Origin of the sequence: Bradyrhizobium sp. 33ap4, assembly GCF_032654765.1 — a bacterium.
Classification (GTDB): domain Bacteria; phylum Pseudomonadota; class Alphaproteobacteria; order Rhizobiales; family Xanthobacteraceae; genus Bradyrhizobium; species Bradyrhizobium australafricanum.
The window spans coordinates 41,714-61,321 of record NZ_JAUMTJ010000021.1 but is presented as its reverse complement, the minus strand read 5'-3'; the positions used below and the strand labels follow the sequence as shown (position 1 = coordinate 61,321).

Here is a 19,608-nt window from a genome sequence, read left to right as displayed (position 1 = left end):
ATGACGCTGGCGACAAATGCCGCGAAGCCGGCCCCTGCTCCCGGCACCCGTCTGTTGCCGCAGTTCTTGCGCAATTTCGTGCGCAATCGCGAGACCGGCCTCGTGCTGGTCGGCATTGTCGTCGGGTTGCTGAGCGGCGTCCTCGTTGCCGCGATCTCGGGCCTCAGCCAGGCTTCGCACGCGCTGCTGTTCGACATTCCCCTCGACGCACATCTGAGCGCCACCGGCGTGATTTCCTGGCAGCGCACCCTGCTGATCCCGGCAGTTGGCGGCCTGGTCCTGGCGCTGATCGGGCTGTACTTCGCGCGGCGCGTCAAGGGACAGCAGCTCGCTGACGCGATCGAAGCCAACGCGCTCTATGGCGGCCGGGTGTCGTTCCGCGGCAGCCTGCTGATCTCGATCCAGACTCTGCTGTCCAACGGGTTCGGCGGATCGGTCGGACTGGAAGCGGGATACACGCAAATCTGCTCGATGTTTGGCTCCCATGTCGGCCAGCGCCTCGCCGCCCGCCGCAACGACATGCGGCTGTTGGTGGCCTGCGGCGCGGCGGGGGCGATCAGCGCAGCCTTTTCGGCTCCACTGGCCGGCGCCTTCTATGCCTTCGAGGTCGTGCTGGGAGCCTACACCTCGGCCGCCCTCGTGCCCGTCATCGCCAGCGCCGTCACGGCCTGGCTGGTGGCGCGGGGGTTGACGCATCAGTCCTTTCTGATGGTGCCGGGCTTCCCATCGCCCGTGTCCGTCGAGATGATCGGACAGACCGTGCTGATCGGCATCATTTGCGCATTCGTCAGCATCCTCGTCATGCTCGCGGTCGCATTTTCCGAACGTTGCTTTCAGCGGGTCACGCTTTTCAGCGGCTTCGTGCGCCCGATCCTCGGCGGTCTGCTGCTCGGCGGCCTCGCCCTGCTGACGCCGACCGTGCTCGGCGCCGGCCACGGCGCAATGCAAATCCTGCTGGTCAGCAATCCGAGCTGGCTCCTGCTCACGACGACCATCGTGCTCAAGATCCTGGCATCGGCCGTCTCGCTCGGCTCCGGCTTTCGCGGCGGACTGTTCTTCGCCTCGCTGCTGCTCGGCGCGCTGATCGGGCAGCTCTACAGCGTCGTGCTGACCGGCCCCTTCCCCACGCTCGCGCTTCAGCCCGGCACCGCTGCCATCGCGGCTCTCGCCGCACTCGGAACCGGCGTACTGGGCGCACCGTTCAGCATGGTTTGTCTCGCGCTCGAAATCACCGGCGATTTCTCCGTGACCGTCGGGGCGGTGGTCGCATCATCGGTCTGCGCGCTCATCGTCCGCGAGTTGTTCGGCTACAGTTTTGCGACATGGCGCTTCCATCTGCGCGGCGAGGTGATCCGCGGTCCGCAGGACATCGGTTGGGTCCGTCAGATGAGCGCGGCCTCCCTGATGCGCGCCGACTTCGAGAATGCACTGACGACCATGCCGATCGGCGAGGCGCAGAAGCTGTTCTCGCCGGCCCAGGTCCGACAGGTCGTGCTGCGCGATCCGAACGGCAGCTATGCCGGCATCGTTGCGGCGGCGACGCTGCATTCCGTCACCAATCGGGACGACGATCCGCTCGGGTCGCTGGCCCAGCAGCAGGATGAGTACCTGCTTCCGACCACGTCGGTTCGCGAGATCCTGAAGGCCTTTGAACGGAGCGAAGCCGACGTCCTCGCGGTCATTGACCGTGCCGACCACCGCGTCACGATTGGTACCTTAAGCGAATCCCATGTGCTGCGCACCTATGGGGAAGAGCTCGAACGCCGGAACCAGGAGCTGTTTTCGCGGTGATGCTTGCGCGCTATGGCCTTAGATCCATATCGATCCGCACAAAATCGCCGCGATAGGTGACTTCACCGAGATAGATCACGGTGCGATCGCTCGCCGTGAAGACACGGCGGACTTCGGCGACCGGCGAATTCAAAGGCACGCGTAGCAGCCGCGCCGCCTCGATGTCCGCGGTTCCGATGGTCAATGTCTGGCGGGCGCTGGCGATCGCCGGATCCCTGAGATCGTTGAGGATCGGGATCACCGTCTCGTTGCGAAAGCGCTTGGGAGACCTGCGAAAGATCTTCTCATCGAGATAGATGGAAATGACGCAATAAGGCTGCTTCTGGCGCGAGTGCAGACGGCGCATGAAGACATATTTCTCGGCCGGCTTGCCGTCTTCTGGAAGCAACGGCGCATCGCTCCGGCTTTCCGAGATGTTGATGATCTCCGGCGAGGTGTCGCGGTACATGTCCGCGAGATCGGACAGTGTGGTCTCGACCTTGAGCCAGCGGTCCTGTCGTACAGTCCCGGTGACGAAGGTGCCGCGGCCTTGCTGCGCCTCAATGACACCGTCGCGGGCGAGCAACTCAACGGCCTGCCTGATGGTGACGCGCGAGACGCCGAACTCGGCCGCCAGATCCTCGTTGGCCGGCAGGCGAAAACCTTGACTCCAGACACCGCGCGCAATCCGCTGGCGAAAGATATCGGCAATCTGCGCGTATTTGGGGACGCGACTGTCGGAACTCAATTCCATCTCGCCCTCCGGAAATCAAGCGGCCCAATCACGGCATGACAAGGGCTGCACCGCGTTCCCCGATCATCAGGCTGGTCGCATTGGTGTTGGCCGAGGTGATCTGCGGCATCACCGAGGCGTCGATCACGCGCAGCCGCTCGACGCCGCGCACCCGCAGCTGCGGATCGAGGACTGCCCGCTCGTCGCTGCCCATGCGGCAGGTGCCCACGCAGTGAAACACCGTGCCGCCGGTGTTGCGCGCAAACTCCCACAGCCCGGCATCGTTACTTGCGGCCTCGCCCGGCACCATTTCGACGTCCCAGAGCGGGCGGAACGCCTTTTGCTGATAGATCTCGCGCAAGATCTTCAGGCCGGCAACAATGGTCTTGCGGTCGATCTCCTCGGCGAAATAATTGGGCGCGATCAGCGGCTGCTCGAACGGATCGGCCGAGCGGATCGCGAGCTGTCCGCGCGACCGGCCGTGGCATTGCCAGACCGAGGCCGTGAAGCCGGAATAGCTGTGGAGGGGTTCGCCGGGCTTGTCGACGGAGAGCGGCATCACGTTGAACTGCACGTCGGGACGGCCGCCGACCGCATATTCGGTACAGGCCGCTCCGCCCACCTGTCCCGCCCCCACCGTCAACGGCCCTCGCCCGGCCAGCATCCATTGCAACCCCATCTTCGCGAGTTCGACAGGATGGCGGACCTGGTCATTGAGCGAGATCCGCTCCTTCAGGCGCACGATCAGCCGCGCCTGGTAGTGGTCCTGCAGATTGGAGCCGACTTCGGGCGAGTCGGTGGCGACGGCAATGCCGTGCTTGCGAAGCAGGTCGGCCGGACCGATCCCGGAAAGCTGGAGGATTTGCGGCGATTGCAGCGCGCCGCCCGACAGGATCACCTCGCGATCGGCTGTCGCGCGATGAACCTGCCCTTTGCTGATCCACTCGACGCCGATCGCGACGCGGCCGTTGAAAATGACTTTGCTCACCTGCGCATGCGTGATGATGGTCAGGTTGCGCCGGTCGGCAATCGGTCGAAGAAAGGCGGATGCCGAGCTGGTCCGCCAATGCCGCCCGATGCCAAGCTGATAGGCACCGACGCCAAGCGTCGTCGCGCCGTTGAAGTCGGGATTGCGCGGCAGGCCGAACTGCACGCCCGCCTCTACCCAGGCCCTCGACGCCGGGTTGTCGTTCCGGAGGTCGGAGACCTCGAACTCACCGAGGCCGCCGTGAAACTGGCTCTCGCCGCCGCGATAGCGCTCGTAGCGCCGGAAATAGGGCAGGACGTCGCGATAGTTCCAGCCGTCGGCGCCGAGACGTTCCCAGTCGTCAAAATCCTCGTGCTGGCCGCGGATGAAGATCAGGCCGTTGATCGACGACGATCCGCCGAGCACGCGGCCACGCGGCCAGACGATGGCGCGGCCGCCGCTTCCTTCCGACGGCTCGGTCTTGAACAGGCGCGAGAAGCGCTCGTCGTAGATGGTCCGGTAATACCCGACCGGCAGCTTGAGCCAGAAATTCCGGTCCGATCCGCCGGCTTCGAGCAACAACACGCGGCAGGCAGGATCGGCCGACAGTCTGTTTGCGACCACACAGCCGGCCGACCCCGCACCGACGATGATGTAATCGTAGCCAAGCCCCGACATCACGCGGTCCGGTATTGTTCGATCGAGGCAAGATCGGGCGCAATGCCGAGACCCGCCTCGTCGCCGAGCTCGATCATTCCATCGCTGACGTGAAGCACGGGGCCGCAGAATTGATCCCGCAGCGGGTTCTCGTTGCTGTCGACCTCCAGCAATCCCTCGCCGCCGACGCCCGCCAGCAGATGCGCCGACGCCAACAGGCCGATGCCGGCGCCGAGATAGTGCGGACAGAACATCTTGCCTGACGTCAGGATGTCGCGGGCGATGCCGGCGCAAGCCGAAAGCCCGCCCCACTTGGCGATGTCAGGCTGGACGACACCGAGAACCGGCTCGCTCAGCACCTCGGCAAAGCCGGCGTAGCTCGCGATGTTCTCACCGGCCGCGAGCGGAAAACGGATCGTCTCGTGCAGCTGCTTCCATTCCTGCCGCGGACGGTCCGCGCGGATCGGCTCCTCGAGCCAGGCAAGGCCGAACGGCTCGAGCTGCGGCGCACGCTCGAGCGCCTGCGCGATGGTCCAACCCTGGTTGACATCGGCCGCAAGCATGCCATTGCCGACGAGGTCGCGCAGCGCGGCGAGGTTGGCCCGGTCGTCTGCCGGATCGAAGCCGATCTTCAGCTTCAAGGCGCGATAGCCGCGGCCGAGCGCCGCTTCCGCCGCTCGCTCCGATCCGACCGGATTGATACCGCTGGCATAGACCTTGATCCGGCTCCGCGATCCGCCGAGCAATTCCCACAACGCAACGTTCCGGCGGCGCGCATGGAGATCCCAGACGGCGAGATCGATGCCGGCGATCGATTGCGCGAATGGGCCCGCTTCGCCGGATTGCAACGCGAGCACCGAAGTTCCCTGCGTCAGTCGCTCGAATGCGGCACCAGGTTCGCTTGCCCTGAATCCGACAAGCGCCGGTGCCAGGACCTCATTGACCAGCCGAACACGATGCTCGGCGCCCGGCGCCGGAAAGTTGCACCAGACCTCGCCCCAGCCCACGTAACCGTCCGTGTCCTCGACCCGAACGAACACGGCAGGCCGGTCCCCCATCCGCCCGAACGAGGTGATGACCGGTGTCGTCAGAGGATAGCGAAAGCCAAAGGCCTGGACGCTCCGGATGGTGAAAGGCGGCGATGTCATGCGCGGAAACCTGCGGCGCCTACGACCAAAGCGGCGCTTGTATGGTCATCCTATTTATAATATGACTTGGGCAAACATCAACTGCAATCTGGGTGGACGCGTCGAATGGACGGAGCTGGCGTGAGACGCTTTGGTCTCGGGTTGATACCGTGGGTCGGTGCGATCCTGCTCTGGTATGCCGTGCGCTGGAGCGGCTTCGTCAACGCATCGCTGATCCCCGCCCCGCACCAGGTCGCCGCGAAGTTCGTCGAGCTTCTCACCAAGGAAGGCCTCCTGATCGACATCTTCGCCTCGACCAGGCGCGTCTTTTTCGGCGTCTCGCTTGGAATTCTGGTCGCGGTGCCGGTCGGCTTTCTGCTCGGATGGTATCGCCCGGCCCGCACCTTCGCCGACCCTATGATCAATTTCTTCCGCGCGCTGCCGCCGATCGCGCTGATCCCGCTCGTCATCGTCTATTTCGGCGTGGACGAGCTCGCAAAGCTCGTCATCCTGTTCTACGCCTCGTTCTTCTCCGGCGTGATCGTCATGTATGAGGGGGTCTCGCAGATCACGCCGCTCTATATCCGCGTGGCGCAGACGCTAGGCGCCAATCAGGCGGAAATCTTTCGCAAGGTGATCATTCCCCTCACCGTTCCGCACATCCTCACCGCGCTGCGGGTCGCGCTTGGCGTGGCCTGGGCGACGCTGGTGGCATCCGAACTGATCGCGGCCCAGCGTGGGCTTGGCGCCATGATCCAGAATGCGTCGACCTACTTCCTGCTCGACGTCATCTATGTCGGCATCATCTGCATCGGCCTGATCGCGCTGATCATGGACATGATCCTGCGCAAGATCACGGCCCGGTTGCTGGTCTGGCAGGATCGGGCCATCGCATGACCACGCGTGCACAATTCGACAAGGTTTCGCTTGCCTTCGAGACCCCGAAGGGACGCCTCAACGTCGTCGAGGATGTCAGCTACGATATCAGCGATGGCGATTTCATCGCAGTGATCGGCCCTTCAGGCTGCGGCAAGACCACGATGATGAGCATGCTCGCGGGCTTCCAGAAGCCGACGACCGGAAGCGTGCTGTTCGACGGGCGGCCCGTCACGGGTCCTGGTCCCGAGCGCGGCGTCATCTTCCAGGAATATGGCGTCTTCCCGTGGCTGACGGTGAAACAGAACATCGCTTTCGGCCTGACGCTCCGGGCCAATCACGTCGCGGCCGGCGAGCGTGATTCGATCTGCGATCACTATCTCGGCCTGATGGGGCTGTCCGACTTCGCCAACTCCTATCCGAAGCACTTGTCCGGCGGCATGCGGCAGCGGCTCGCGATCGCGCGGGCTTACGCGGTCAAGCCGCAGTTCCTGCTGATGGACGAGCCGTTCGGTGCGCTCGACGCCCAGACCCGTTCCAACATGCAGAACCTGCTGCTCAAGGTGCTCCAGACCGAAGGCAAGACGGTCATGCTGATCACCCACTCCGTGGAGGAGGCGATCTATCTCGCGTCCCGCATCGTGGTCGTGACCGCGCGGCCGGCGCGGATCAGGCAGATCATCGACGTGCCGTTCGCCTATCCGCGCGATGAATCGATCCAGGAACGGCCCGAATTCGGCGAGTTGCGAAGCTATATCAAGCATCTGGTGATGGACGAGTATCGCGCCCAGCAGGCGCAGATGCGTCCGGTCTCATTCTCGGAATAACAACACAGCGGAGGACGACCTATGGATCGGCGACAATTTCTGACCACGACGGCCGGGCTTGCCCTGGGGTCCTTCACCGCCGCAGCCCCTGCGATTGCTCAGGCAAAAACAAAAGTTCGGGTCGGCTATCTGCACACCGTTGCCGTCGACGGCCAGATCTGGACCGGCATGGACCGCGGTTCCTTCGAAAAGCAGGGACTGGATCTCGAGCTGCGGCAGTTCAATACCGGCCTCGAAATCTTCCAGGCGCTGATCGGCGGCAGCCTCGACGTGCTGGCGACGGGCGCCGTGCTCTCGAACTTCCCCGCCCGGGGCCAGGGCAAGGTCTTCCTCATCAACGACATCGAGGTCGCGACCGCACAGCTCTGGGTGCGCGGCGATCAGGGCATCAAGTCATTCGAGGATCTGAAGGGCAAGCGGATCGCAACTGCGACCGGCACCACCGCGCATGTGTTCCTGGACACCGCGCTGCGCGCGAACAAGGTCGATCCCAAACAGGTCGAGCTCGTCAACCAGACCATGCCGGCCGCCGTAACCGCCTTCATTTCAGGGGCGGTGCCTGCCGTCGCGCTCTGGGTGCCTTTCAACGTGACGGTTCGCGACAAGGTGCCGGGCGCGGTCAAGCTCGCCGACGCCTCAGCCTATTATCCAAAGGCCGCGATCATCGGCGGCTGGGCCGCGGCCAACGACTATTACGAGCCCAACAAGGAAACGCTGGCGAAGCTGATCCGTGGCTGGGCCGATGCCAATGACTACATCATCGCGAACAGTACCGAAGCGATGGAAAAGCTGCAGAAGGGCCATTACAGCCAGACGCCGATGGCCGACATCGACGAATCGTTCAAGGCGCAGAAGATGTTCTCGTCGCGGGACTGGAAGCGGATGTATTCCGACGGCACGGTCACCAACTGGCTGCAGCAATCGACCGACTTCTTCATGGCCAATGCCGGCATCAAGGACTTTACCCCGGCAAGCAAATATTTCGATCCGAGCCTGTATTTGAAAACGATTGCGTGACGCACCTGGACGCAAATCGCGTCCTAGAGGTAGCTCTCGAACGCGACCCGCTGCGCGGGCGTCAAGTGCAAGCCGTGCTTGGTGCGCCGGTCCAGGAAGTCGGCAGGCCGCCTGGCCCACTCATTCTTGCGGAGATACACCGCTTCGCATTCATAGAACTCACCGCCGAAATGACGGCCGAGGTCTACGGCGCGGCGGACCGGACCCAGCAGTTGGCGCGCGCGCGTCCCATAAAGACGCGCATAGTGATGGATGAGCGTTCGCGGCAAATCGGGATAGTCGCGTGCCAGCCGATTTGCGAACTCATCGAAGCTGCCGCCGATGTCGCCGCCCGGCAGCGGCCGATCCGCGGTCCAGGCCGACGACAGCTTCGGAAACCACGGCGCGAGGCGCTGCAGCGCCTGCTCCGCCAGCCGGCGGTAGGTCGTGATCTTGCCGCCGAAGATCGACAGCAGCGGCGGCACATCCTGCGCGCCATGAACCTCGAACACATAGTCGCGCGTCACGGCCGACGGATTGTCGGCGTTGTCGTCGTAGAGCGGCCGGACCCCGGAGAACGCATGCACGATCTCGCCGGCCTGCGGCGGCGTTCGGAAATAGCGGCGCAAGATCTGCAACAGGTAATCGGTCTCGTCCTCGCCGATCGCGACGTCCTCGGCGCGGCCGTGATAGGGAATGTCCGTGGTGCCGATCAATGCGAGATCGCCCTCATAGGGATTGACGAAGATCACCCGGCGATCGCTGTTCTGCAGCAGATAGGCCTGCGGCCCGCTCCAGAATTTCGGCACCACGATATGGCTGCCCTTGACCAGCCGTACGCTCTGGGCCGAGTTCAGGCCCGCCACGCCCTGGATGACATCCTGAACCCACGGCCCGGCGGCGTTGACCAGCGCGCGCGACCGCACGACCTGCGTTGTGCCGTCGTCGCCGTGCATTTCGAGCAGCCAGGTCCCGCCGTCGCGGCGTGCGCGCACCGCCCGCGTGCGCGGCAGGATGCAGGCGCCGTTCTGCGCGGCATCGATCAAATTGAGGATCACCAGCCTGCTGTCATCGACCCAGCAGTCCGAATATTCGAAGCCTCGCCGGAACTCCCGACGCAGCGGCGCGCCCTCCGGAGCGCACGACAGATCCAGGCTGCGGCTCGCCGGCAGTTGCTTGCGGCCACCGAGATGGTCGTAGAGCAACAGGCCGGTGCGGACCAGCCACGCCGGCCGTTGCTCCGGCGAATGCGGCAGCACGAAGCGCATCGGCCAGATGATATGCGGCGCCGACGCGAGCAGCACCTCGCGCTCGATCAGCGCCTCGCGCACCAGGCGGAACTCGTAATATTCGAGATAGCGCAGTCCGCCATGGATCAGCTTGCCCGAGCGCGACGAGGTGCCCTCGGCGAAATCATTCTTCTCGCAGAGCAGCACCTTCAAGCCGCGGCCGGCGGCGTCGCGGGCGATGCCGGCACCGTTGATGCCGCCACCGATGATGGCGATATCGACCAGCCCGTGATCCGTACCTGCGACCGGCGCAGTGCCCGTCATCGCTTGCTGCTGCGCCTTTTCTCGGCGCGGCGCGGCGCCGCCTTTGCGGTCGCGCGGGCCTTGTTCGGCTTCGGCGCCTGCAGACCGTAAGTGGAGAACCCCTTCGCGGTGTCGGCAATCTCCTCGTCGGTCAGGATGACGCGCGAATCGAGCGCCAGCGAGAGGTAGTACTGACGCGCGATGGTCTCGAGCTCGACCGCGAGCCACATCGCCTTGTCGAGATTGGCGCCGAGCGCGATCATGCCGTGATTGGCGAGCAGGCAGCCATTGCGGCCTTCGAGCGCCGCAATCGCATGATCGGACAATTCCTTGGTGCCGTAGCGCGCATAGCCGGCGCAGCGGATTTCGGTACCGCCGAACGCCGCCATCATGTAATGGCAGGCCGGGATCGGCTTGCGCGCGATCGCGAGCACGGTCGCGTAAGTCGAGTGAGTATGGACGATGGCGCCGACATCGGGCCGGGCGCGCGTGATGTCGAGATGGAAGCGCCATTCGGTGGACGGCTGCAGCGGCCCCTCCCACGCACCATAGTCGCCCTCGAGCGGCATCGAGGCGATCATCTCCGGCTTCATCGAATCGTAGGGGGTCGCCGACGGCGTGATCAGCATCCGGTCCTTGTAGCGGGCGGAGATGTTGCCCGATGTCCCCTGGTTGAGACCCGACGCATTCATCCACTGGCACTTGGCGATGATCGCCTCGCGCAACTGTCGTTCCTCACGGGTCATACGAACTGCCTTTCTCTTCAGCACGGATTGCGTGGCGGCTCGCCGGCCAGGAAGCGACGAACCTCTTCGGCCGCCTGCCCAGCGGCCACGGTGACGGTACGCACGGAGGCGCCGGCGATGTGCGGCGTCAGCGTGACGTTGGGAAGTCGCAAGAGCGGCCAGTCCGCCGGAACCGGCTCGACCGCGAAGGTGTCGAGCATGGCGCCGCCGAGATGCCCCGATGCCAGCGCATCATGCAGCGCTTCGTAGTCGACCAGCGGACCGCGCGCGGTGTTGATCAGGAACGCGCCCGGCTTGATCCGCACCAGAGCCTCGCGCCCGATGAAACGGGTGGTCTCCGGCGTCACCCGGGCGTGCAGCGTGACGACGTCGGCGCGGCCGAGCAATTCGCCGAGCGCGACATGCTCGACGCCGTCATTGCGGTCCTGGGCGCTGAGCTGGACATAGGGATCGGCGACCAGGATCTTGCAGCCGAAGGCCTTCAGCAGCTTGACCACGCGGCTGCCGATCGCGCCGTAGCCGACAATGCCGACCGTCATCTCGCCGAGCTCGCGCCCGGTGCGGTCGGCGCGATAGAGATCGCCGCGCCATTCCCCGCCTCGCAGCGCCTCGTGACCACTGCGGATCAGGCGTGTCTCGGCCAGAATGGCGCCGATCGTGAACTCCGCGACCGCACCCGCATTGCGGCCGGGCGTATTGACCACCAGCACGTTGTGGTCGCGCGCCGCCTGCATGTCGATGTTGACCGGGCCGCCGCGCGACACCGCGATGAACTTCAGCTTCGGCAACCGCTCCAGCATCGACCGCGAGATCGGCGCCAGATGGGTGACGAGCAGTTCGGCATCGCCGATGAAGCCGATGATCTCGTCGGGCTGCCCCATGAATTCCTTCAGACCGTCGAGCTTCGAGCCGGCGTAACCGTGCTCCATCGGCTCGTCCGGCCACGGCTGCTCCAGGGTGCGGATATCGACGCCATCGCCGCAGGCTGACCGGATGTGCTCGGCGAACACCGAGGGCAGCATGAAGCGGTCGCCGACAATGGCGATGGACTTAGACATGATCGCCTCCGGCGCGCAGCGCAGCGAGTTGCTTCCAGACCGGCCGCGACGCCAGCCTTGCCTCGAGATAGGTCGGGAAGATGCTGGCATAGCGCTTCGCCAGCGCAGCGTCCGGCGATTGCGGCGCACTGAGATGCGGCGCGACCCACTGCTCGGCGCAGGCGCGCATGTCGGGATAGGCATCGATCGCGACCGCCGCGATCATCGCAGCGCCCGCGGCGCCGGCCTCGGCGCGGCTGCAGATCCGGACGTCGCAATCCAGCGCGGCCCCGAGGATGGCGCCAAGCGCACGGCTCTTCGCCGCGCCGCCTGTGATCCTGACATCGCGCGGCAGCGACCCCATCGCCGTGTAACAATCCCGTGCGGCGAAGGCCAGGCCCTCCATCACGCCGCGCATCAGGTCGCCATAGCGGTGGCGCGACCGCAAGCCGAAGAATTGCGCGCTGGCCTCATGCGCGACGAACGGACCACGCTCGCCGGCATCGGAGATGAACGGGTGGAACAGCACCTCGCCGGGCCTCGCCCGCAGCACCTGATCGTCGAGCCGGCGGATCAGTTCGGCGCGCGTGCGCGTCACGCCTTCCGCCGCCAGCATGTCGCAGGCGAGATCGAGCATCCAGTCAATGTTCAGCGTCGCCGCCATGTTGGACTGCATTTGGGCATAATGACCGGGCACGGGGAACGGCATGGTATAGCCGGTTGCCTCCCGATTCAGTGTCACCGCGTCGGCGCTCGGTACCAGCCGCATATGCATGCCGGTCGACCCGATGATGGTGCAGCCGACATCGGGTGACGGATCGTAGAGCCCGGCGCCGAGCGCATTGCAGATCACGTCCACATAGCCGAGGCAGACCGGCACACCTTCCGGCAGGCCGATCTCGATGGCGGCGGCCGCGGTCAGCGGATGCGTCATGACCGCGCCGTCAACGACCGGCGGGAACAGGCGCGTCAGGTCGGCGATACCGATCAACCGCGCGGTCTCTGCGTCGAATGCTCGCTTGCGGAAATCGCCGCAGGAGAACGTGGCTTCCGACGGATCGGTTGCGCGTTCACCGGTGAGCAGGAAATAAAGCCAGTCCTTGCAGTGGAAGGCCGTGGTCGCGCTGGCGATCGTGTCGGGCATGTGGGCCTGCAGCCACGCCAGTTGCGGCCCTTGCTGGCAGGCATTGAGCCCGGAGCCGGTTCGACGGTAAAGGATCGCGTTGTGCTCGCCACCGCGAATCGCCTCGACCAGCCGCCCGGCGCGCGAGTCGAGCCACAGCAGCGCCGGCGCGACCGGCCGGCCGTCGTCATCGATCAGCCAGGTGCCGTCGCCCTGCCCGGTCACCGCGACGGCCGCGATCCGCGCCGACAGGTCAGGCACGGACTTCGCCAGCGCACGAATGACCGCGACCGTATCGCTCCAGGTCTGCGCCATGTCCTGCTCGACATGGCCGCCGGCCAGGCTGCTGTACGCATTCGGCCGCGAGACATCTGCGAGTTGCTCGCCGGTCAGCGTGAACGCCACCGCCTTGATCAGGGAGGTGCCGGCGTCAATGCCGATGATAACGTCGCGGCTGGCCGAAGCGGTCATCGTCACGCTCCCTCCGCATGGCGAATGTAGGTTCCGTCGCTGCCAAAGATGTGCAGGTGACGCGGCTCCAGCGCAAACGAGATGATCTCTCCCGGCCGCGCGGCGACACGGCCCGGTATGACCGCGATCAGCATGCGGCCACCGCAATCGCCGGCGACATGCGATTGATCGCCGAGCCACTGGTTGGAGACGACCTTGACCCTGACGTCACCGGTCCCGACCACGATCTTCTGCGGACGAATGCCGATCCGCACCTGCGGCGTGGCCGCGAGCGTCTTCGCCGCCTCAACGTCGAGTCCGGCGCCGGCGATATCGAAACCCATGTTGGTTCCGACCGACAGACGGAAGCCGCCATCGGACCGCGTCACCTCGGCGTCGAGCAGGTTCATCGGCGGCTCGCCGATGAAGCTTGCAACGAACAGATTGGCCGGTCGGCCCTTCAGCTCCTTCTCGCTGGCGAACTGCTGCAGCAGGCCGCCTTCCATGACAGCGATGCGGTCGGCCAGCGCACTCGCTTCGGTCTGGTCGTGGGTGACGAAGATCGCGGTCATGCCGCGCTCGGCAAGCAGGCTCTTGATCCGGCCGCGCAGCACCGCGCGCAGCTGCGGTTCGAGCTGCCCCATTGGCTCATCGAGCAGATAGAGATCGGCGTCGCGCACCAGCGCCCGCGCCAGCGACACGCGCTGCTGCTGGCCGCCTGAGATCGCGCGCGGATAGCTGTCGAGGATGTCCTCGATCTCGACCAGACGGGCGATCTCGCCGACGCGACGCGTCACCTCGGCTCGCGGCAACTGGGCAGATTTCAGCGCGAACGCGATGTTCTCGCGGACCGTGAGCGGCGGATAGAGCGAGTAGCCCTCGAACGCCATCGCGACCTTGCGCCGCGCCGGCGGCAGCTCGTGGATCCGCCGCCCGCCGAGCGCGATCGATCCGGCGGAGACGTCCTCGAAGCCTGCGATCATGCGCAATGTCGAGGTCTTGCCGCAGCCCGACGATCCCAGCAGTGCGACGATCTCGCCTTTTTCGACCGCCATGTCGAGCGCGCGCACCGCGTGCACCGGCTCCTTGCCGCGGCTGCGATAGACCTTGTCGATGCCTCGAAGCTCGAGCATGTCCATGACCATTCGCTCCTATGCCGCCTTGAGCCGGTGCGACGCCCCGATCCGCAGCCCGGTGGCGCGATCGAACAGCATCGCGGCGTCGGGCGCAAAGCGAACGAAAATAGCATCGTCAGCCGCGCCTTGCGGCGCATCCGGCGGTAGCGCCGCCAGCCACTCCGTGCCGTCGGCAAGACGGAGCAGCAGCACCGCCTTCTCGTGCATCGGCGTGATCGCGAGAATGCGCGCCGGGATGGCGTCGTCGGTGGATGCAGACGAGACCACGAGATCCTCGGGCCGGACGCCCAGCCAACATGCACCGGCAGGTGCTGCGCCATCGGCCGCGCCGAGCCGGATCCTGGCGCCGGCGATGTCAGCCGACAGCATGCCGTGCTCCGCTACTGGCGAGACTTCCGCGAGGTTGACGGTCGGATCGCCGAACAGGCGCGCGACCGCGACCGATGCGGGTTGGGCATAGATATCGGTCGGCGTCGCGACCTGCGCGAGCCGGCCGTCGATCAAGACCGCGATGCGGTCGGCGATCGCCATCGCCTCGCGATAGTCCTGGGTCACGTAGAGCACCGCGGCAGTGCCGCGACGCAGCAGGTTCGGCAGCTCGAGCCGCATCTCGTAGCGCAGCTTGGCGTCGACATTGCGCAGGGGATCATCCAGCAGCAGGACATCCGGATTGCCGATCAGCGCCCGTGCCAGCGCCGTGCGCTGCTTCTGTCCGTTCGACAATTCGCGCGGCGCGTGACCGAGCACGTGCTCGATCTTGAGCAGCCTGCTGATCGCGGCAACGCGACCGGCGACATCGCCGCCGCCGGCCCTGGCGCGCAGGCCGCTTGCGATATTGTCGCGGGCGGTCATGTGCGGGAACAAGGCAAAGTTCTGGAATGCCATGCCGATCCCGCGCCGCTCGGGCGGAGCACCGACGACCGAGCGGCCGCCGACCAGGATGTCGCCGTCGTCGGGCTCGAACATGCCCGCGATCATGCGCAGCAGCACGGTCTTGCCGCTGCCGGACGGTCCGAACACCGCCACGATCTCGCCTGGCTCGACCGCCAGCGACAATCCGTCGGCGGGCCGTGCCGCACCGAATGCTTTGCTCACCGAGTTGATCTCGAGACGCGCCATTGGATCAGCCTTTCACCGCGCCGAGCGAGAGACCCTCGACCAGGTAGCGCTGTGCATAGAGCGCGAGCAACAGGGTCGGCGTCACCGACAGCACGATCGCCGCCGCGATCTGGCCGTACTGTATACCTGACGCGGTGACGAAGGCGAGCGCGCCGACCGTCACCGGCTGCTTGTCGGCGGAGGCCAGGATCAGCGCGAAGACGAAATTGTTCCAGCAGAAGATGAACGACAGCAGCCCCGCCGCGGCGATCCCCGGCCCCGCCAGCGGCACCGCGATCCTGGTGAAGGCCTCGCGCCAGGAATGCCCGGCCAGTCGGTAGGCATGCTCGATATCAGGGCTGATATCCTCGAAATAGCCGCGCACGATCCACAGGATCAGCGGCAGCGCGATCAACTGATAGACCCAGACGATCCCGAAATAGGTGTCGTTCAGTCCGAGCTCCTGGTAGTACAGCGACAGCGGCAGCAGCACGAGCAGCGGCGGCGCGAAGCGGAACGACAGCAGCGTGAAGGCGATGCTCTCGCCGAGGCGGAATTTGAAGCGCGCAAAGGCGTAGGCCGCCGGGACGCCGAGCAGCAGCGCCAGCAGCACCGCCGCGCTCGACAGCACGACGCTGTTGAAGAGGTTGCGCATGAAGGAGATCTGCAGATTGCCCGCCGCGGTGCGCAGCTGGCCGGAGATCAGCGCCTCGTAATTGGCAAGCGTCGGCTCGAACAGGATACGCGGCGGGATCCGCAGGATCTGCTCATTGGTCTGGAACGACATCAGGAAGATCCAGACGATCGGAAACATGAAGAAGATCAGGATCAGCGCGAGCGCCACGCCGCGGAAGATGCGACCGGCAAGGCTGGAATGTTCCATTGCGCCTCTCCCCGTCACGCGTGGCCGTGCGCACGCGCGCGCAGCCGCAGCCAGTTCTTGATGAAGATGTTCGACAGGATGTTGGTGATGAGCCAGAGGATCATCAACAGCGCCGCCGATCTGCCGACATTGGTGTACTGGAAGAACTCCAGATAGGCCTGCACCTGGAACACCATCAGCCGGTCGCCCGGCCCGCCCTGCGTCATCGCATAGATGATGTCGAACTGCTGGATCGAATCGAGCAGCCGGAACAGCGACGCCGTGATGATGTAGGGCGCCAGCATCGGCAGCGTGATGCGGAAGAACACGAAGCTCGCCGGCACGCCGTCGAGTGCCGCGGCTTCGAACGGCTGCCGCGGCAGCGAGCGCAGCCCCGCCAGCAGCAGGATCATGATGAACGGCGTGTAGACCCAGACATCGACCAGCACGACCGTGAACAGCGCACTCGATGGATCGGAGGCCCATTTGAAATCGGTGACGCCGAACAGGCCGACCAGATAGGACAGGATGCCGAAGCTCGGATTGGTCATCAGCTTCCACATCAGCGCGGCGATCGCCGGCGCCGTCATCAGCGGCAGCAGCAGCATGATCGACACTGCATTGTGGAAGCGGGTCGGCCGGCGCAGCAGCAGCGCGATGCCAAGACCGAGCAGCAGCTCGAGCACGACCGTGACCACAGTATAGGTGATCGAGACGCGGAACGTATTCCAGAACGCCGGGTCGGACAGGAAGTCGATGTAGTTTCCGAGGCCGATGAAGCCGCGCAGATGAGGCAGGTTCAGCCGGTAGCGCTGCAGCGAGTAGACCGCCGCGGTCACGAACGGAACCAGGATCGCCACGCAGACGAGCAGCGCCGGCAGGCTGAGCAGATAGGGCAAGAGGCGCACGCGCGGCCTTGGTTTGGCCGGCGCTGCCTGCGCGTTCGTCTGGAGGAGTTGGACCATGCTCATGATGATAAGAGATCACGTTCGGCTGGCAAACGCCGCCGGCTCGGATGGGACAAGGGTCCGAGCCGGCGGATGGGTGCGGTGCGGGGGATCAGGCACCGCACAGTTGATCCGTCAGCCGAGACCGGCCTGCTTGAGCTGGCGGTTGATGCTGTCGGCGAGCTTGTCGAGCCCTTCGTCGACGCTGACCTCCTTGGCCACCATCTTCTGCAGCGAAGCGGCCCATTCCGTCGTCAGGTCGAAGAACAGCGGCTGCGCCGTGAAGTAGATCTTGGCGCCGGGCGACGACATGTCGTGCTGCTCGAGATAGCCGGGATAGGATTTCGCGATGCGGTCGCGGAATTCGCTGTCCTTCCACACCGATGCGCGCACCGGATTGACGAAGTCCATCTTGCGCGCGCCGAACAGATCGTGCTCGACGGATGCCGCCCACTGCATGAACAGCCAGGCCGCCTCCTTCTGCTTGGAGAAGCTCGACATCGCGAGCGACCAGATCCAGACGTTCGGGGTCGGCGCCTTGGCGGCCGGATTGGCCGCGAACGGCGCATAGCCAAGATGCCCCTTCTCCTTGTTGTCGCCGCCGTTCATGAAGTAGCCGAGGATGTCGGCGTCGAAGATCATGCCCGAGGCGCCGGCGCCGAGATCGGTGCCGACCTGGTACCAAGTGTAGGTCGACCAGTTTTTCGGGCCCGAGGTCTGGATCATCTTGACCCATTTGTCGTGGAAATCCTTCGAGGCCTTGGTGTTCATCGCGGCCTTCAGCTTGCCGCCCTCCATCACGAAATCCTTCTGGCCGAAGTTCGAATAGGCCGACAGGAAACCGGGATGGATGGTCGCCCAGGAGCGCGAGCCGCGCACGCCGACGCCGTAGGGACCGCCGGCGTCCTTGGTGATCTTGGCCGCGACCTCCAGCATCTCGTCGAGGTTCTTCGGCGGCTTGACGCCGACCTTGTCGAAGACGTTGCGGTTGTAGGTGATGTTGTTGAGCTCATAGCCCCAGGGGATGCACCACTGCTTGGCCTTGCCCGAGCCGAGCTCGGAGCCGGCGACGCCGTCCCACGCGGTCGAGGCGCGCAGGCCCGGAAGCACGTCGTCCCAGGCGAAGGCCGGATTGGTCTTGGCGGGGTCCTTGATGTAGGTGTTGAGGTCTTCGATCCAGCCCGCCGGACCATAGGTCCAGGTCATGTAGGCGCCGGTCATGAAGGCATCGTACTGGTCCGACTTCGACGACAGCGCCGCCGTCACCTTGTCGAAATAGACGTCCTCCGGGAAGATGTCGTAGGTGACGTTCATGCCGGTGAGCGTCTTGAACGCCTCGATGTCGCCGATCATCGCGTCGACATAGGGGTGCTTGTTGAGCAGCAGCTTGACGCTCTTGCCGCTCTGGGCCTTCCAGTTGAAGTCGGCGGCCATCGCCTTCGACATCGAGGAGGCGAAAGCGGCGTTGGCGGCGATCCCCGCGATGCCGAGCTTGGCGGCGCCGTCCAGGAGATCGCGGCGGCTGATGCGTTTGGCAGCGTAGGAGTCGAACAGATTCTTCTCGCGATCGAACATGTATTTCCTCTCCTTGTTGACGCTTTGTTTTATGTGTCCTTCCGGGTCTTGCTTCTTGTCTTGCCGGATGTGGTCTCCGGCTTGTCGGTGGCGAGCGCCTTTGCGGTCGCTTCGTCGATGATGAGGCCGTGCAGAACGCCGCTGCGCAGCACGCCGCGCAGCGCGGTCACCTTGGCCGGCCCGCCGGCGATGGCGACGATCCGGTGCTTCCTGAGGTCGGGCATGCTCATGGAGGTAGCGCGGGCCGACAGATCGGTGTCCAGCACCGTTCCGTCGGCGCTGAAGAAATGCCCGAGCAGGTCGGCGCAGGCGCCGACACGCTTCAGCTCGACGACCTCGTCGGGCTTGATCATGCCGCTCGACACCAGGAAGCCGTCGCGGCTGACCTGGCCGATGCCGACGAACAGCAGCGAGGCCTTGCGCGCCAGCGCGAAAACGTCGGCGATGCCGAATTGCTGCATCAGCACGGCGCGATCGGCGACCGAATTGGCGAACACCGGCACCGGCAGCAGATAGGCTTCCGCGCCGGTGCGCTCGGCGAGCTTGTGAATCACGTCGAACGGATTGGCGGCAAATTTCCGCGTCAGCCCGCCGAGCAGTGACACGAACTGCGCGTCGCGCGCCGGCGTCTGCGGCATCTGCTCAACGACCGCCGCGAGCGTGCGGCCATGGCCGAAGCCGATCACCTTGTCCTGGCCGCGCTCCAGGATCTGGCGCAGGAAGCTCGCGCCTTCCAGCGCCAGCGCCTTCAGCGGCAGATCGCCCTCGCCGAGATCAGGCGCGACGCGGCAGAACGAGAGGCCGAAGCGCTGCGCGAGATCGTTCTCGAGCGCGACGCATTCGGCGACCGGCCCCTCGACGAACACGCGGATCATGCCCTCGCGGCTGGCGCGTGCGATCAGGCGATGCGCCTTGGTGCTCTGGATGTTGAGGCGGTCGGCGACCTCGGACTGGGTGAGCCCCGCCGCGAAATACAGCCACGCTGCGCGCGTCGCGAGCGACGCCTCGCCGTCGATCACCGGCAGCCTGTCGGGCGGGGGTGCCATATCAGGAAAAGTCCGCTTGCAAATTTCTTCACGTCCTGCAAAAAATTGCAGAGGCCGAACGGGGCGTCAATCCCCCAAACGTGCTGCAGCGCAACCAATGTCG

The 19,608-nt window shown here is 65.3% G+C and carries 17 protein-coding genes; 4 read left to right on the top strand and 13 right to left on the bottom strand.

What is annotated here, in order from left to right; translation table 11 throughout:
* The gene (locus Q2M23_RS17945) at nucleotides 1–1,791 is read left to right on the top strand and encodes a chloride channel protein (protein WP_092086040.1); all 1,791 of its coding nucleotides are present in this window, start codon (nucleotides 1–3) and stop codon (nucleotides 1,789–1,791) included.
* 10 nt (nucleotides 1,792–1,801) lie between these two features.
* Here Q2M23_RS17945 and Q2M23_RS17940 read toward each other — a convergent pair whose 3' ends face one another.
* The 3 genes from Q2M23_RS17940 to Q2M23_RS17930 are packed head-to-tail and all read right to left on the bottom strand — an operon-like array spanning nucleotide 1,802 to nucleotide 5,275.
* Nucleotides 1,802–2,524 carry a GntR family transcriptional regulator gene (locus Q2M23_RS17940; protein WP_316396315.1) on the bottom strand — a complete coding sequence of 241 codons (723 nt, stop codon included), beginning with the start codon at nucleotides 2,522–2,524 and terminating at the stop codon, nucleotides 1,802–1,804.
* 28 nt (nucleotides 2,525–2,552) lie between these two features.
* Nucleotides 2,553–4,148: a GMC family oxidoreductase gene (locus tag Q2M23_RS17935; protein ID WP_316396313.1), complete on the bottom strand. Its 1,596-nt coding sequence runs from the start codon at nucleotides 4,146–4,148 to the stop codon at nucleotides 2,553–2,555.
* Nucleotides 4,148–5,275, bottom strand: coding sequence for a mandelate racemase/muconate lactonizing enzyme family protein (locus Q2M23_RS17930; protein WP_316396312.1), 1,128 nt, complete (start codon nucleotides 5,273–5,275; stop codon nucleotides 4,148–4,150). The genes Q2M23_RS17935 and Q2M23_RS17930 overlap by 1 nt, the downstream gene beginning before the upstream one ends.
* Before the next feature lie 120 nt (nucleotides 5,276–5,395).
* On the opposite strand from Q2M23_RS17930, the gene Q2M23_RS17925 reads away from it, so the two are divergent.
* The 3 genes from Q2M23_RS17925 to Q2M23_RS17915 are packed head-to-tail and all read left to right on the top strand — an operon-like array spanning nucleotide 5,396 to nucleotide 7,974.
* Nucleotides 5,396–6,151 carry an ABC transporter permease gene (locus Q2M23_RS17925; RefSeq protein WP_225163506.1) on the top strand — a complete coding sequence of 252 codons (756 nt, stop codon included), beginning with the start codon at nucleotides 5,396–5,398 and terminating at the stop codon, nucleotides 6,149–6,151.
* The gene (locus Q2M23_RS17920; protein WP_316396310.1) at nucleotides 6,148–6,957 is read left to right on the top strand and encodes an ABC transporter ATP-binding protein; all 810 of its coding nucleotides are present in this window, start codon (nucleotides 6,148–6,150) and stop codon (nucleotides 6,955–6,957) included. Before Q2M23_RS17925 ends, Q2M23_RS17920 begins: the two co-directional genes overlap by 4 nt.
* 21 nt (nucleotides 6,958–6,978) lie before the next feature.
* A complete protein-coding gene (locus Q2M23_RS17915) occupies nucleotides 6,979–7,974 on the top strand; it encodes an ABC transporter substrate-binding protein (RefSeq protein WP_028335663.1) in 996 nt (331 codons plus the stop codon).
* Nucleotides 7,975–7,997: 23 nt separating this feature from the next.
* On the opposite strand, the gene Q2M23_RS17910 is transcribed toward Q2M23_RS17915, so the two are convergent.
* From Q2M23_RS17910 to Q2M23_RS17865, 10 genes are all read right to left on the bottom strand, one after another.
* On the bottom strand, nucleotides 7,998–9,506 hold the full coding sequence (locus tag Q2M23_RS17910; RefSeq protein ID WP_316396308.1) for a glycerol-3-phosphate dehydrogenase: 1,509 nt from the start codon (nucleotides 9,504–9,506) through the stop codon (nucleotides 7,998–8,000).
* Nucleotides 9,503–10,231: a class II aldolase/adducin family protein gene (locus Q2M23_RS17905; protein ID WP_168856289.1), complete on the bottom strand. Its 729-nt coding sequence runs from the start codon at nucleotides 10,229–10,231 to the stop codon at nucleotides 9,503–9,505. The genes Q2M23_RS17910 and Q2M23_RS17905 overlap by 4 nt, the downstream gene beginning before the upstream one ends.
* 17 nt (nucleotides 10,232–10,248) lie before the next feature.
* Complete coding sequence (locus Q2M23_RS17900) at nucleotides 10,249–11,289, bottom strand: 2-hydroxyacid dehydrogenase (RefSeq protein ID WP_253638976.1); 1,041 nt, start codon at nucleotides 11,287–11,289, stop codon at nucleotides 10,249–10,251.
* Entirely contained in the window at nucleotides 11,282–12,862 is a 1,581-nt protein-coding gene (locus Q2M23_RS17895) for an FGGY-family carbohydrate kinase (protein WP_168856287.1), read from the bottom strand. Before Q2M23_RS17895 ends, Q2M23_RS17900 begins: the two co-directional genes overlap by 8 nt.
* A gap of 2 nt (nucleotides 12,863–12,864) precedes the next feature.
* Nucleotides 12,865–13,980 (bottom strand): ABC transporter ATP-binding protein, encoded by a 1,116-nt coding sequence (locus Q2M23_RS17890; protein WP_410469735.1) that lies wholly within the window; start codon nucleotides 13,978–13,980, stop codon nucleotides 12,865–12,867.
* Nucleotides 13,981–13,992: 12 nt separating this feature from the next.
* On the bottom strand, nucleotides 13,993–15,096 hold the full coding sequence (locus Q2M23_RS17885) for an ABC transporter ATP-binding protein (protein WP_253638973.1): 1,104 nt from the start codon (nucleotides 15,094–15,096) through the stop codon (nucleotides 13,993–13,995).
* 4 nt (nucleotides 15,097–15,100) lie between these two features.
* Nucleotides 15,101–15,958, bottom strand: a complete 858-nt coding sequence (locus tag Q2M23_RS17880) for a carbohydrate ABC transporter permease (RefSeq protein ID WP_057021036.1) — start codon at nucleotides 15,956–15,958, stop codon at nucleotides 15,101–15,103.
* Between the two features lie 14 nt (nucleotides 15,959–15,972).
* On the bottom strand, nucleotides 15,973–16,902 hold the full coding sequence (locus Q2M23_RS17875) for a sugar ABC transporter permease (protein WP_316396303.1): 930 nt from the start codon (nucleotides 16,900–16,902) through the stop codon (nucleotides 15,973–15,975).
* Nucleotides 16,903–17,019: 117 nt separating this feature from the next.
* The gene (locus Q2M23_RS17870; RefSeq protein ID WP_028335671.1) at nucleotides 17,020–18,459 is read right to left on the bottom strand and encodes an extracellular solute-binding protein; all 1,440 of its coding nucleotides are present in this window, start codon (nucleotides 18,457–18,459) and stop codon (nucleotides 17,020–17,022) included.
* 29 nt (nucleotides 18,460–18,488) lie between these two features.
* Nucleotides 18,489–19,505, bottom strand: coding sequence for a sugar-binding transcriptional regulator (locus tag Q2M23_RS17865; protein ID WP_076823802.1), 1,017 nt, complete (start codon nucleotides 19,503–19,505; stop codon nucleotides 18,489–18,491).
* Nucleotides 19,506–19,608 lie beyond the last annotated feature (103 nt).